The 13,703-nt window shown below is 43.5% G+C and carries 19 protein-coding genes; 17 read left to right on the top strand and 2 right to left on the bottom strand.

The annotated features are described in order from the left end of the window. Positions 1-4: 4 nt before the first annotated feature. The 10 genes from EP58_RS01210 to EP58_RS01165 all read left to right on the top strand — a co-directional run bounded on the left by EP58_RS01210 (position 5) and on the right by EP58_RS01165 (position 6,409). A complete protein-coding gene (locus tag EP58_RS01210; protein WP_036089124.1) occupies positions 5-1,033 on the top strand; it encodes a WxLIP family cell surface protein in 1,029 nt (342 codons plus the stop codon). Next, positions 1,023-1,235: a hypothetical protein gene (locus tag EP58_RS01205; protein ID WP_036089122.1), complete on the top strand. Its 213-nt coding sequence runs from the start codon at positions 1,023-1,025 to the stop codon at positions 1,233-1,235. Before EP58_RS01210 ends, EP58_RS01205 begins: the two co-directional genes overlap by 11 nt. A gap of 8 nt (positions 1,236-1,243) precedes the next feature. Beyond that, a complete protein-coding gene (locus EP58_RS01200; protein WP_036089121.1) occupies positions 1,244-1,438 on the top strand; it encodes a hypothetical protein in 195 nt (64 codons plus the stop codon). Then, a complete protein-coding gene (locus tag EP58_RS01195; RefSeq protein ID WP_036089119.1) occupies positions 1,435-1,743 on the top strand; it encodes an LPXTG cell wall anchor domain-containing protein in 309 nt (102 codons plus the stop codon). The genes EP58_RS01200 and EP58_RS01195 overlap by 4 nt, the downstream gene beginning before the upstream one ends. Then, positions 1,744-2,412, top strand: a complete 669-nt coding sequence (locus EP58_RS01190; RefSeq protein WP_036089117.1) for a WxL domain-containing protein — start codon at positions 1,744-1,746, stop codon at positions 2,410-2,412. A gap of 192 nt (positions 2,413-2,604) precedes the next feature. Beyond that, on the top strand, positions 2,605-4,218 hold the full coding sequence (locus EP58_RS01185; protein WP_052171322.1) for a copper resistance protein CopC: 1,614 nt from the start codon (positions 2,605-2,607) through the stop codon (positions 4,216-4,218). Between the two features lie 16 nt (positions 4,219-4,234). Then, complete coding sequence (locus EP58_RS01180) at positions 4,235-4,846, top strand: YcnI family copper-binding membrane protein (RefSeq protein WP_036089114.1); 612 nt, start codon at positions 4,235-4,237, stop codon at positions 4,844-4,846. An 18-nt stretch (positions 4,847-4,864) separates the two neighbouring features. After that, on the top strand, positions 4,865-5,188 hold the full coding sequence (locus EP58_RS01175; protein WP_036089113.1) for a magnetosome magnetite crystal formation protein family: 324 nt from the start codon (positions 4,865-4,867) through the stop codon (positions 5,186-5,188). A 68-nt stretch (positions 5,189-5,256) separates the two neighbouring features. Next, positions 5,257-5,919 (top strand): MOSC domain-containing protein, encoded by a 663-nt coding sequence (locus EP58_RS01170; RefSeq protein ID WP_036089111.1) that lies wholly within the window; start codon positions 5,257-5,259, stop codon positions 5,917-5,919. Between the two features lie 76 nt (positions 5,920-5,995). After that, positions 5,996-6,409, top strand: a complete 414-nt coding sequence (locus EP58_RS01165) for a VOC family protein (protein WP_036089110.1) — start codon at positions 5,996-5,998, stop codon at positions 6,407-6,409. Between the two features lie 49 nt (positions 6,410-6,458). Here the strand turns inward: EP58_RS01165 and EP58_RS01160 are convergent, their stop codons facing one another. Both EP58_RS01160 and EP58_RS01155 read right to left on the bottom strand, forming a co-directional pair. Next, positions 6,459-7,181, bottom strand: a complete 723-nt coding sequence (locus EP58_RS01160; protein ID WP_036089109.1) for a potassium channel family protein — start codon at positions 7,179-7,181, stop codon at positions 6,459-6,461. Positions 7,182-7,274: 93 nt separating this feature from the next. Beyond that, entirely contained in the window at positions 7,275-8,192 is a 918-nt protein-coding gene (locus EP58_RS01155) for a COX15/CtaA family protein (RefSeq protein WP_036089107.1), read from the bottom strand. Positions 8,193-8,517: 325 nt separating this feature from the next. Here EP58_RS01155 and cyoE point away from each other — a divergent pair, with 325 nt between their 5' ends. From cyoE to EP58_RS01120, 7 genes are all read left to right on the top strand, one after another. After that, complete coding sequence (gene cyoE, locus EP58_RS01150) at positions 8,518-9,426, top strand: heme o synthase (protein ID WP_036089106.1); 909 nt, start codon at positions 8,518-8,520, stop codon at positions 9,424-9,426. A 122-nt stretch (positions 9,427-9,548) separates the two neighbouring features. Then, the gene (locus EP58_RS01145) at positions 9,549-10,601 is read left to right on the top strand and encodes a CAP domain-containing protein (protein WP_036089104.1); all 1,053 of its coding nucleotides are present in this window, start codon (positions 9,549-9,551) and stop codon (positions 10,599-10,601) included. Positions 10,602-10,670: 69 nt separating this feature from the next. Next, positions 10,671-11,120 (top strand): YlbF/YmcA family competence regulator, encoded by a 450-nt coding sequence (locus EP58_RS01140; RefSeq protein ID WP_036089103.1) that lies wholly within the window; start codon positions 10,671-10,673, stop codon positions 11,118-11,120. A gap of 15 nt (positions 11,121-11,135) precedes the next feature. Further along, positions 11,136-11,417: a DUF2129 domain-containing protein gene (locus EP58_RS01135; protein ID WP_036080110.1), complete on the top strand. Its 282-nt coding sequence runs from the start codon at positions 11,136-11,138 to the stop codon at positions 11,415-11,417. Between the two features lie 72 nt (positions 11,418-11,489). Next, complete coding sequence (gene rsmD, locus EP58_RS01130; RefSeq protein WP_036089101.1) at positions 11,490-12,062, top strand: 16S rRNA (guanine(966)-N(2))-methyltransferase RsmD; 573 nt, start codon at positions 11,490-11,492, stop codon at positions 12,060-12,062. Beyond that, positions 12,055-12,555, top strand: coding sequence for a pantetheine-phosphate adenylyltransferase (gene coaD, locus EP58_RS01125; protein ID WP_036089100.1), 501 nt, complete (start codon positions 12,055-12,057; stop codon positions 12,553-12,555). Before rsmD ends, coaD begins: the two co-directional genes overlap by 8 nt. Beyond that, positions 12,551-13,597, top strand: a complete 1,047-nt coding sequence (locus tag EP58_RS01120; RefSeq protein ID WP_036089223.1) for a SepM family pheromone-processing serine protease — start codon at positions 12,551-12,553, stop codon at positions 13,595-13,597. Before coaD ends, EP58_RS01120 begins: the two co-directional genes overlap by 5 nt. The last annotated feature ends 106 nt before the right edge of the window (positions 13,598-13,703 follow it).

The following is a 13,703-nucleotide window of genomic DNA, read 5'->3' as shown; positions in this document are numbered from 1 at the left end:
TTTTATGAAAAAAACAATACTAGTATTACTGTTTTTGATAGGTATGTACACGATGAGCGCGCCAGTTTTTGCGCAGGAACCGGCTTTTTCGGTTAAAGCTGTGTTACCGGAGAATCAGCGAGGCGAGGCGACGAGTTATTTTGATTTGAGAATGAGGCCTGGGCAACAGCAGGAGTTGGAAGTGGTGCTCCGTAATGCGACGGATAAGGATGTAACGATTTTGGTTGTGGCAAATAGTGCTTTTACGAATGGCAATGGGATTGTGGATTATAATGCCACGGATAAGCCGGTCGATGAGTCGCTGAAACATGGATTTGGAAGCATTGCGGAGGTTGTGAATCAGGAAATTATTGTGAAAGCAAAGACGGAAACGAAGGCCAAAATCAAGGTGAAGATGCCAGACGTGGCGAAGGATGGCGTTATATTAGGTGGCCTTGTGTTTTCGGAGAAGGAAGCTGCGCATGATGCGGGTGCCAAATTGCAAAATCGATTTTCCTATACGATTGGCGTGGTGCTTTCGCAAAACGACACGGTGGTCAAGCCAGATTTGCATTTAGGTGAAATCAAGGCGGCGCAACAGAATTATCGCAACAAAATCACGGCGAATTTACAAAACGATCAAGCGGTTATTCTGCGGGATTTAGCGATTAAAGCCGAGGTTTACCGTGAAAATGGGACGAAAGCATTATTTGAGCAAAAATCTGAAAAGTTGAGAATGGCACCGAATTCTAATTTTGATTATGCGATTCATACGCGGGATCAGCCGCTAAAACCCGGAAATTATACATTGAAACTGACAGCGACGTCTGGGGAAGATACGTGGTCTTGGGAACGCGATTTTAAAATAGATAAGGCGACCGCGGATGATTTGAATAATACGGCGTTGGATTTGGATGAGGGCGGTTGGTCGACGATAGGTTTTGTTGTGGCTATCATTATTTTACTAGGTCTTGTGATGGTATTGTTTTGGAAGCAGCGTCAAACGAAGAAGAAATTAGAAATAAAATCGAGGAGTGAGGAAAATGAGAGTTGACCACCATTTTGATGATATTGCTATTTTTCAGGTAGAGTTTACGGATCGGCGTAATAATCGCCATAATCGTTGGATTGCGGTTCATGATCACGGGGAGTTGAGTCCACGGCATATGCTAGAGAAGAAATTCCAGCGTTTTGATGCGGTGAAGGTCAGGAATATTGATGAATGGGATGTTGGACTATACTTACGACCAGAGTAGGTGAAACGATGAAGGGGTTATTATTTTTGCAGGATAAGGAAGAGCAGACTTTCGGAGGCGACGTGTACGATCAGATGATTTGTTTGGATTATATTGGTTTGATTGAGGCGGAGTTTCATGATGGGTATGTTGTTTTTAAAGGATATACGGAACAGGGTTCCTATATTGCGGCAAGATTGGCAGGAAAGGAGGTGAGTTTTTGATTAGGCGAGGAAATTCGGGTATAGGTAAGGGCATACTTTTCATAGTTGTCGCTTCACTCGTTATTTCAGGGCATTCCTATGTGGAGGCTACTACGGGCAAGTCGGATATGACGATTCGGATTTTGGAGCAACCGAAACAAGAAGTGGAAGTGCCAAAAGAGATGCCAAGAAAAGATGTTTTATTACCTGTAACGGGAGATGTAAATAATTCTGTTTTCTTAGTTATTATAGGCGGAATATTAATTTTATTCGGTGGATTGTACTTAAGGAAACTAGAAAATAAGCGAGCGAAAGAGGTAAATTAGATGACGAAGCAAAAGAAAATGATGACAGGGTTAGCGGTTTTTGGAGTAACGATAAGTGTTTTTGCGGCTGGTGTTGGTGCCGCGGAATTTGACGGGGCGGACAAAGCAACGAGTGAGGCGACGGTGAATGTGTTACCGGGAACGGGTGTTATTGATCCACCGATTACCAATCCGATTGATCCAGAATTACCGGAGATTCCCCTAGAGCCAACGAATCCAAATGAAGGACCGCTGCGTATTAACTATGTGTCGGATTTGAATTTTGATGATCATACATTGACGGGGAGAGAGGAAACGATTTTTTCGAAAGATGATGTCGTTGGAGAAAACGCGATTCCGGCTTTTATTAACGTAGCTGATTTGCGTGGAACTGGTGATGGCTGGACATTGAAAGTAGCGCAAACTGGTGAGCTAGTTCAAGGTGCCGAGTTGCAGTTTAAGCCGGTATATAACGGTGCTGATGACAAAATCACGGCAGTTGGTGGAAAACTTCATGGTGATGGGGATGAAATCGATATCGCGATTGCTGACGAAAATGGTGGTATGGGATCTAACTCGATTTTGCTTGGTGGCACGGACGGTGTTGCGCTCGTGATTCCGACTGATGCGAAGGCTGGGGATTATAATGCAGCGCTTCACTGGAACATCGTTGCGGATCCTTCTGTCTAATAATTAATTTTTCAAAAACTTGAATTCGTGCCGCGTACACATGGATTTGGGAATTTGGAAGATGAAAAAATGTCAAGAGTCTGCATGATGAGGCTCTCGGCTTTTTTGTGAAGCAGATTAATTTCGTAAATAAAAGTTGCATGGTATCTTAGAGGGTAGATGGTTTTTGTGAAAAGAAGGGGGCTGAGAGCGATGAGGCAATTTTGGTGGTGGGGTGTTGGATTGGTTATCGCGGTGTGTTTGTTTTGTGTCCCAACTACCGTAGCACAGGCGCATGCGTATTTGCAAAGTTCGACGCCGGAGGATCAATCGTCATTGGATGAGTCGCCGAAAAAAGTGGTTTTGACGTTCACAGAGATGATTCAAAATGAGTATCCTTCTGTTATTGTGAGGGATTCTGAGGGTCGTCGTGTGGAGAGTGGAAAAGCGTTTATCAATTCGGAAAATGATCATGTGGTGGAAGTTGGACTACAGGACGGCTTACCTGATGATGTGTACAGTGCGGAATGGCGCGTTGTATCGGCGGATGGGCATCCGGTTTCAGGGGTTATTTCTTTTAAAGTTGGCGAAACGACTCAAGGTTTTATGGCGTCTAGTGCTTCGACGGCGAGTGCGACTTCTTCCTGGCCAAGTACGATTGTGAAGATTATTTTATACATAGGATTCAGTTTAGCCGCAGGGGTATTATTATTTTTCTTGGCGCTTTACCGAGGAGAAGTCAGTCCAAAATTGCGTCAGAGAGCGGTTCGTGTTTTGTATGTGGGGCTCGGGCTACTCCTCATTGGATTCCTGTTATTTCTACCTTTACAAGTTCAGATTTATACAGGTGGGAACGGCTGGGATTTCGCGGCGATGGGGCAATTAGTGCAGCGCTCGGGAATTGGACATTTGTGGCTGGTTCAGATGGTGAGCCTGCTAATGTTGATGGTGAGCTTGTTTCTTATTTTCCAGAAAAATAGAATCGTCAAGCTTTGGATTTGGCTAGTACCGCTTGCTTTGTTTATGGTACTATTATTTGCAAAGGCGATGCAGGGGCATGCGGCAGGGAGTCCAGACAAGACAATCGCGATTCCAATGGATTTTCTACACCTTGTTAGTGCTTCTGCTTGGGTAGGCGGCATTGTCGTACTGTTCTTACTCTTGCCAAAACAACCAGAGGCGAAGGTCGCGTGGAACCGATTTAGTCCTTGGGCTGCGAGCTTTGTCGGGATGATTATCGTGAGCGGGTTGCTGATGAGCGTGATGAACTTAGGGTCGATGGCGAAACTATTTACGACGGAATACGGGAAGGTCATCTTGGTGAAAGTGGTGCTGTTTCTCGTGATGGGAGCGCTTGGTTTGATCCACTATTTATACATGCGACAAACAGGAAAAATGATGTCGGCAAAAACGATTATTGCTGAATTTGGCATAGGCTTGGTGATTCTTGGTGTCGCGGCGTTTTTGACAAATGTACAAACACCACCGCCAGCCCCACCAGAAGCTTTCTCGCAAAAAGTGGCGACGGATTCTGGGTTCGTTTCTCTAAAAATTGCTCCGGCAGTCGTTGGGGATAATACGTTTCTTGTCGTGTTCACGGATCAAGATGGACAAGTTCGGACGGATTTTCAAAAGGTGACGTTGACCGCCGTTCCATCTGGTAATAAGAAATCGACGGAGTTTGAAGCGAAAAAGAATGCACAAAATGAATATGCGGCAAGTGGACTATATTTGAATGCGACAGGGCGTTGGGAAATCAAGGTTCATGCGCTTAGTAAGGACTTCTCAGAGATCGACAAAAGTTTTACCATAAAAATAAAACAATGAGGGAGTGTAGGATAGTATGAGAAAATTAGTGACAGGTTTATTGGCGGGGGCGATGTTGATGATTTCGCCTGTGATTGCGAGCGCACATGTGACGGTGGCGCCAACGGAATCGACGACGGGTGCTTGGGAAACGTATACAGTGAAAGTACCGGTGGAAAAAGAGAGTGCAACGGTGAAAGTGGTTGTAAAAGTGCCGGCGGGCGTGGCTTTTCAATCGTATGAGCCGGTTCCTGGTTGGAATGTTGTCGTGAATAAAACGGAGAACACGGTGACGTGGACGGCGACTGGTGGCGGCATTCAAAACGGCCAATTCCAGCGTTTTAGTTTCGTTGCGCAAAATCCAGATAAAGCTGGGACGGTGGATTGGAATGCTTATCAGTATTATGAAGACGGCTCGATTGTGGAGTGGACGGGAAATGAGGATGCTGATTATCCGCACGCCACAACGACGATTTCGAAAGCCGTATCGGATAGCGCCACAGATTCTCACGGCAAAAAAGCGACAGAAAAAAGCGAGACGGATGACGCCAAGGAAAGCCCTTCTGTGATCCAATGGGTTTCTCTAGGCATCGCTATTTTGGCACTCGTTCTAGCTCTTTTGACTTTTGTGATGAAACGCAAAAAATAAGGAAAGGATTTGATATGTTTGACAAGCGATAAGGTTTGGGCGATACTTTCCTATGCTAGCCATTTCTTTTTACCCATTGTTTTTCCAGCGCTGGTTTGGATTTTTGTGAAATCGGAGTATGTAAAGAAACATGCAAAAACGGTATTATTTGTGGATTTAGTTCCAACAGCGCTGAACATTTTGTTTTTAATTGTGGTTGGTTTGTACGGATTTTCAACGGGAGATAGCTCAGGAACGACGTTTATTGTACTGTTTATGCTATTTGTGATTGTTGTGGTGAACGTGGTTATCTTCATTTGGATTATTGTCAGAATTGTGAAGGTCTCCGTGAATAAAATATAAAAAACGACGCCAGAGCTTGAAAGTTCGGCGTTTTTTTGTTAAATTGAAAGCATCAGAGGGGTGAAGACATGGAAGGGAAAATTATTGGACTTGCTATTGGTAAACCAAAAGAGATGGCGGTCGGCAAGAAGAAGTCGATGATGACGGGAATTGTAAAGCAGCCAGTTGAGAAAGCAATGTTGACGCAATATGGTTTTTTAGACGATGGGCAACATGACCTGAGACACCACGGCGGAGTGGATCGTACCGTTTGTATATACCCCGCAGAACACTACGCGCGTTGGAATGAGCAGTTTGGAATCGAGTTGCCACCTGCAGCGTTTGGTGAAAACTTGACAGTAACAGGAATGCTTGAGAAAGATGTTTGCATTGGTGATGTTTTTAGAATTGGGGAAGCGATTATTCAAGTAACAGAGGCGCGTAATCCGTGTGCAACGATTGGAAAACGCAATGATTTATCTGAATTATTCAAAGAAGTTAGAAATACAGGCTATACAGGGTATTTATGCCGTACGATTGAGGTCGGGGAAATTTGCCTTGGAGATACGGTGGAATGTATTGAACGCCCAGATGATTTAGTGACGATTGCGTATTGTCACGAAAACATTCTTCACGGACACGGCACGGAAGAAGAGATGATCCGTATTTTGGAAGTGGAAGCCTTAGCTGAACGCTATCGCTTTGATGTGGAGACGCGTTTAATCAATTTGGCAATGGTGAATGAGGAATAATTTTATTTTTTTTAGTAGTATGGTATAATTTTAGCGAATGAAAGCGTTGTAAAATCAAAAGAAGGTGGGAATAAAGATGACATTAGGTGTATATATCAATATGAAGAATCAGGTTCGTGAGGCATTGGATTTTTATGGAGAGATATTTGGTTCGACGTGTACGGATTTGATGACTTACGGTTCAATCAAGGAAGAAGGCGGACCTGAAATAGACGAAAAAACAAAAAACTTAGTCATGAATGCGAGTCTTCAAATTGAAGGGGACACAGTGATGTTCTCGGATACACCTGATTTCATGGAGTTCATCCCTGGAAATAATGTAACACTGGTGTTGGATACAAAGGATGCGGAGAAATTAACGCGTTATTTTGATGCTTTATCTGATGGCGCAACGAAAATTATGCCATTACAGAAAACATTTTGGTCAGAAAAATTCGGTCAATTAACGGATAAATATGGTGTTGGCTGGTCTTTCAATTTATCTGAGTAACAAAAAAGAGTTTGCGTTTCGTTGTAGGACGAGTCGCAAACTCTTTTTTTTATGGCGTGTCTTCGGGTGTTTTTTTGCTGTGAAGGAAAGTTTGAATCATGGTGATTTCGGCTTCTGTTAAGGTACCTGCTTGCTCGATGCTTCGCGTAATTTTTGTGATTTTTTCGGAGCTGCTGAGTTGTTTTTTGTTGTTTGTAATGAAGCTACGAATGGTGGAAGTTAGTGCCCCGATGAAGCCGATTCCAAATAGCATCAGGAGAATCGCCAAAAAACGACCGAATCCTGTGACTGGAACGATATCGCCATAACCTACAGTCGTTGTTGTTACAATGGAAAACCAGATGGCGTCTGGGTAGTTTTTGATACTTGGTTCTACAAGAATAAGCGGTATTGGAATCACGATGACAAGGATCACGAACGTGTTAATCACTCGATTGAAGCCATTTGTGCGCAGGAAACTATAAAGTGGAGCAATGTAGCGTCTGCCAATGGCTGTTAATTGAAGTATCCGAAACAAACTAACGATACGAGCTAGACGGAAGAAACTGTATAGCGGTAAGATCGCAATGAGTTGAAATAGGTGCGTTTTGATATATGTTTTCTTATCTTCTGCACGGATTAAACGCGCGAAATAATCGACTGTAAAAACAGCCCAGATAACGGTGTTCAGAATAGTAACTGCTTTGCTATGTATTGGAATAGTCAGGACGGAGAGCAGGACTAACAAAAGCATGAACAATTCGTAATAAAGTGTGCGACGTGGAGCTTTCAACCGATTCCCTACTTTCTGGTGATATAATAATCTATTCTATCACAAAAAACCGCCAAACTCATCTGGAACGCGAGTTTGGCGGTTTTATTCGTGTTATCTAATACGTAATCTGTTCTGCTTACTGCGACTAGCAAGTAGGCAGAGATAAGTCATCAAGGCGAACATCATCGTGATAATTAAGCTATGCGCTAGTGCCACATAGAGATTCACGTTTGTTACGACAGACATGATTCCGGTAAATGCTTGAGCCGCAACAAAGATGATTTCAAGTACCATCGCATATTTCAATACGCGATAGTGGCTATATTCGCGGAACACAATCCACGTGACATATAAAATCCAGACAACGAGGATGAGTGCTGCGAACCGATGTAAATATTGCACGTAATCCTGCACGTTGGTCGGCATGATGAATTTTCCATTTTCAAAGGGCCAGGCTGGAACCGCGAGGCTGGCTTTTTCGTGACGAACGAGCGCACCTGTGTAGACAGAGAGGTAAGTGTAGATGGTGAGCAGGTAGATGTTGACTTTTAGCTTCGTGCCGATGACCATGTTGCGCGCGTCGAACTTATTGTCCACTTCAAAAATAAGCAGGCAGAGCAGCACGATGGCAGCGTAACAAATGATAGAGATACCGAAATGGAGCGCCATGATATACGGGTTTTGGCCCCACATAACGGCCGCGGCGCCCATAAAGGCTTGCAATACTAGGAAAGCAACGGCGACAATAGCTAATGGCTTCGTTTCGCGACGATCTTTAATATAAATCCATGCTAAAATAGCTAAAACAATAACGAAAATCGAGCTAATTCCTGTTGTGAGTCGGTGCATAACCTCGATAATTTTTTCGGGTGTGATGTCTGTTAGGCGGACAAATTGACCGTTACAGAGTGGCCACGTATTCCCGCATCCGTCTGCTGAACCGGTCTTCGTTACTAACGCGCCACCAAACACAACGAACGTCATGCAGAGGATTGTTAGGACGGACCAGACTTTTAGAAAAGTTTTCATTTTTTTATGGTTTCCTCCTTCAGATATGTATTAATTAAAAACTGAGCATACAAAAATAGTTTGTATTGCCATATACCATCTTATTTTAACTTGTTTGTTAGTGTAAGTAAAGGGCACGGCTTGTGAAATATGAAGGAGAACCAAAAGTTACAGATACAGTTCTTCGTGCTCAAATGAAGTCCAAAGGCTTGACAAATAGGGTGTTTATTTCCGATAATGGTTAGGATGGAGTTCATAGTGAGATTGTGAACAAATAAGCAATGTAGGCGTGATTGTCTATGTGAATAATGTTTTAAAGTGCAACAGAAGTTAAGGGGGAAAACAAGTGAATCAAATGGAGAAGACGGCAAATATTGGCGCTGCTACGAAGTTCACTGTGAAAGATTTTACGGAACTTGTGAAAATTGGGATTGTTAATTCCAACACGATTACGGCTTTTACGGGTATGTGGCTGGCATTTCAGTTAACAGGGGTTTCTTTTATTCAAAATCTCGATATTCTTATTTTTACTATTTTGGGATCGGGAATGGTCGTTGCTGCGTCGGGTGCGTTTAATAATGTTATCGATCGCGATATTGATGGGATTATGGAACGGACGAAAAACCGCCCAACGATGACGGGTAAAATTTCAGGGAAACGGGCGCTTCTTGTGGCTGCGGTACTTGGTGTTGTCGGTGAGGCACTGCTATTTATGACAACATGGCAAGCGGGAGTTATCGGTCTAATCGGTATTTTCTTGTATGTCGTGGTGTACTCGATGTGGGCAAAACGGAAACTGGTCAGCAATACGGTTATCGGTAGCTTCTCTGGTGCTGTGCCACCGCTTATTGGTTGGTTTGCAGTAGAGCCAACATTTAGCGCTGTGCCAATTATGTTATTCCTTGTGATGTTCTGCTGGCAACCGCCGCATTTTTATGCGATTGCGATTAAGCGGAAAGAGGAGTATGAGGCTGCTGGAATCCCGATGTTACCTGTTGTTAAAGGTATCGAACGGACGAAATGGAGCACGCTTTTCTGGGTTGTCTTATTAACTATTTTGCCATTCTTTATGTGGGAGTTGGGTCTCGTTTACGTGATTCTAGCCACCGTTTTGAATGTGATTTGGTTGGCGCTATGTATCTATGGATTCAAGATGGAAGACAGTATGAAATGGGCGCGTATTAGTTTTGTGTACTCGATTAATTACATGACGATTCTTTTCGTATCGATGGTTATTATCGGCGTGTTTTTATAAGAAGTGGAGCCTGACTTTAGAGTTGGGCTTTTATTATGCGAAAAAATGTAGATTTTCTTACTAGTAATTTTCGGGAAAAGCCGATACAATAGAGGGAGTAGCATGAAGGAGTGCAGAAGTCTATGCGATTTATTTTACGAACAATTTGTGTGGTAGTGGTATGTCTCTTTGTGGGCTACTATACGGATCTATTTTTTGAAACACCTACAGATGTGAATTCTGTGGATGACAAGGCAGTGCAGCAAGGAAATGTGGACAAAAATAAAACCACGGAAAGTGACCCTAAAGCGGAGACCCAAGCGAGTCTAGCGGCTTATATTAATAAAGATGTGGCGTTACTTGTGAAGAAATATGGTGATCCGAAGCGAATCGATGCTTCTCCATATAGTTATCAGAATTATATTTTCCACCAAACGGATGATCAGTATATGCAGGTCGGTGTGGCGAACAAGAAGGTGCAGACGATTTATGCGCTGGGTGATAAGTTGCCGATGAAGCCATTTGAGATTGATATGCCGACGGAGAAAGTTTTTTTGAATATGAAATTGCAGTCGGAGATTACATTTAATTATGAGGATAATTATTATCGTTTTGAGTTGTCGGAGGACGAGCTGAATATTCGCCCGCTTGTGAGTTTGGGGAACGGTGTTTATGCGCAGGTAAATTTTGATAAGTTTGAGTCGAAAGTGATTAGCGTTCGGTATTTTAATAAACTATCGCTTATAAAAATGCATCCGTATGAGATGACGTATCAAGGAGATATTTTTAAGGATACGGTGACGGATGAACAGTGGGATAAGGTGGATAAGGCCTCGGATCAGCAGGTTTTTGATATTTCGAATATATTCCGCGAGCGTTATGGTAAGAAGCAACTAGACTGGAATGAGGATGTTGCGAAAGTGGCGTACGGGCATAGTGTGGACATGTATGAGAACAAGTATTTTGATCATGATTCGCCGACGTACGGGACGCTTGCCGATCGGATGAATCGCGCGAATATCGATTATCAGAAGGCGGCGGAGAATATTGCTTCCAATTATTTGGATGGCCCCGCGGCGGTGGAAGGCTGGTTAAACTCGGCTGGGCACCGCAAAAACCTATTTGATAATAGCTTTACGGATATGGGAGCTGGAACTTATCGGAAATTTTATACGCAGAACTTCTTGCAAAAGTAAAGCGTTTTTCGGTGAATCGTGCTATAATGGAGCATGTAATTTGATTTACGATGGAAAGAAGGTGGCAACATGCTTGCTACAATGGAAAATCTGGCTTTGCTTGACATGTCAGATGACCTTGCATCGATGATTTTGGCGTCGGCGGAAGCGGATCAATATCGTGAATGTCTGCACCAAATGACGACGAGTTTACCTACACAACAGCGTATTAAGCGCTTGGCAAAGATAAAGGAACAATACGATGAAGTGCAACGTTTTGGTCGCTATCATCCAGATTATAAAGAAGTGAATCGTCTGGCTCGCCAGTATAAACGTGATGTTGATATGGATGAACATGTCGCGGCGTTTCGGCAAGCGGAGATGGATTTACAAAGTTTGCTCGACGAAATTAGTTTTATTTTGGCAGATGCTGTCTCGGAAAATATTAAAGTCCCAACTGGAAACCCGTTTTTTGAAACGAAATCTTCTTGTTCTACTGGAGGATGCGGATCAGGCGGCGGTTGTGGCTGTTCAGCTTAAAGAGGGGGAAAGGCAATGGAGAATGAACGTCAATCCATCATTATTTGGATGAATCATTTGAAGCAAGTACGTTCTTTAAAGCGGTTTGGAAATGTGCATTACGTTTCTAGGAAATTAAAATATGCGGTTTTATATTGCGATATGGCAGAGATAGAAGAAGTTGCTGCTAAATTAACGCGGTTCCATTATGTAAAACGTGTGGAGCTCTCGTATCGGCCATTCTTAAACACCGAATACGAATCGAAGAAAGATATGAAATTCCGTGACCGCATGGATGACGTACAAATTAGTATTTAATAACAGCGGCATGATTCGGCTTTGCTTTTGCAAGGCTGGGTTGTGCTGTTTTATATTGGAGGTACATAACATATGAGAGTTATTGCAGGAGAACGTAAAGGGCATCATTTGAAGGCGGTGCCGGGGACGAATACAAGGCCGACGACGGATAAGATTAAGGAGTCGCTGTTTTCGATTATTGGGCCTTTTTTTGATGGGGAAAAGGTGCTGGATTTGTTTGCTGGAAGTGGCGGGCTTGGTATCGAAGCGCTTAGTCGTGGGGCGAGTGAGTGTGTGTTTATCGATCAGGCGCAGGCGGCGATTAAGACGGTGCATTTGAATGTGTCGGCGTGTCATTTGGAGAGTCAGGCGCATATTTTTAGAAATGAAGCGAAACGGGCGTTGAAGGTTTTGGCTAAAAATGAGTGGGCGTTTGATTTGGTTTTTCTGGATCCGCCTTACAAGAAACAGCAGCTGGAGCAGTTGATGGCGTCGCTTTCGGAGCTTGAATTGGTAAATGACGCAGCGCTTGCGATTTGTGAGCATGACGCGGATGCGGTTTTGCCTGATGAGGTTGCTGGATTTAAAAAAATTCGGGAAGAGCGCTACGGGATTACGGTGCTTTCGATTTTCGAATATGAGAAGGAAGTGGCTGGAAATGAATAAAGTGGCGGTGTGTCCGGGTAGTTTTGATCCGATTACGAATGGTCATTTGGATATTATTACGCGTGCTGCGAAGGTTTTTGATGTGTTGTATGTGGCGGTTTTAAATAATTCGTCGAAGAAGTCGCTGTTTGATGTTGACGAGCGGATTTATTTGATGGAGCAGGTGACGAAGCATTTGCCGAATGTGCATGTGGAAAGTGCGTCGGGCTTACTGGTGGACTATACGAAGAAGAAAGAGGCAGACGTGATTGTGCGCGGGTTACGGGCGGTCAGTGATTTTGAATATGAGATGCAGATTACATCGATGAACCGCGTGTTGGATGATCATATCGAGACATTTTTTATCATGACAAGTTCGCAGTATTCTTTCCTCAGCTCGAGTATTGTGAAGGAAGTGGCGCAGTATAACGGGAATATTGCGGAATTAGTGCCACCGATTGTGCACCAAGCGTTGTTAAATAAACTAGGAATACAGGAGAAAAAAGATGATTAAAAAGAATTGGAAAAAATTTTTAGCCGGCCTGATTGTGTTGGCGTTGGCTGTAGCATTTTTTGTGCCATTGCCATATTATGTGACGCGACCGGGCAGTGCAGATAAATTGAGTCCGCTAGTGACGGTGGAGGGGCATCCGAGCAATAGTGAGGGCGTTTTTCGGTTGGTGACAATCGCGATGGGGCAGGCCAATATTTATTCATACTTAGCGGCGAAAATGTTGCCGTACCAAGAAATTGAGAAAGAATCAGATGTCCGCGGGGAAAATGAGACCGATGAGGAGTACAATGTTCGTCAGTTATCACTCATGAACCAATCTAAAAATAATGCGATTCAAGTGGCATACAAAGCAGCAGGGCAATCGGTAAAAATCGAATATCGCGGCGTGTATGTTTTAAGTGTCATGCCAGATGCACCAGCGGCAAAAGTGTTGGAAGCTGGCGATTTAATCACAGCAATCGATGGGAAATCATTTGAATCGAGCGCGGAATTTATTGACTATGTACGCAGTAAAAAAGTGGGGGACAAGGTCGAAGTGAGTTACAAACACCAAGACAAGTCTGAAAAAGCATCGGTTGAATTAATCGATATCGACAAAAAAGGAACGCCTGGAATCGGGATTTCACTTGTGGATGATCAAAAACTAGTGACGGATCCGAAAATCACGATTGATTCCGAGAAAATTGGTGGGCCATCTGCTGGTTTGATGTTCACGCTTGAAATCTATAATCATTTCGGCAAAACGGACTGGACGAAAGGGCATAATATTGCAGGAACTGGTACGATTGATGTAGATGGCAATGTTGGGCGAATCGGCGGCATTGACCAGAAAATTGTAGCGGCGGACCGCGATGATGTGGAGATTTTCTTCGCGCCAGATGATACGATAACGCCTGAAATGAAAAAGGCGCAACCTGGTGTTGCAAGCAATTATGAGGATGCAGTGAAGACGGCGAAAGCGATTGATTCTAAGATGAAAGTCGTCCCTGTGAAGACGTTCCAAGATGCATTGGATTATTTGAAGACATTGAAAGAGAAATAGCGAGACAGAAAAAATCCTTGATCGCGCTGTGATGTGCACCCCAAAAGTTAGACCAAAAATCTAACGTTTGGGGTGTTTTGCTGTGGCAAAATATGATGTATCATTT

It is taken from the genome of Paenilisteria newyorkensis, assembly GCF_000766145.1.
Classification (GTDB): domain Bacteria; phylum Bacillota; class Bacilli; order Lactobacillales; family Listeriaceae; genus Listeria_A; species Listeria_A newyorkensis.
Note: the sequence above shows the minus strand (reverse complement) of the source record. Positions and strands in the feature narration are given on the sequence as shown.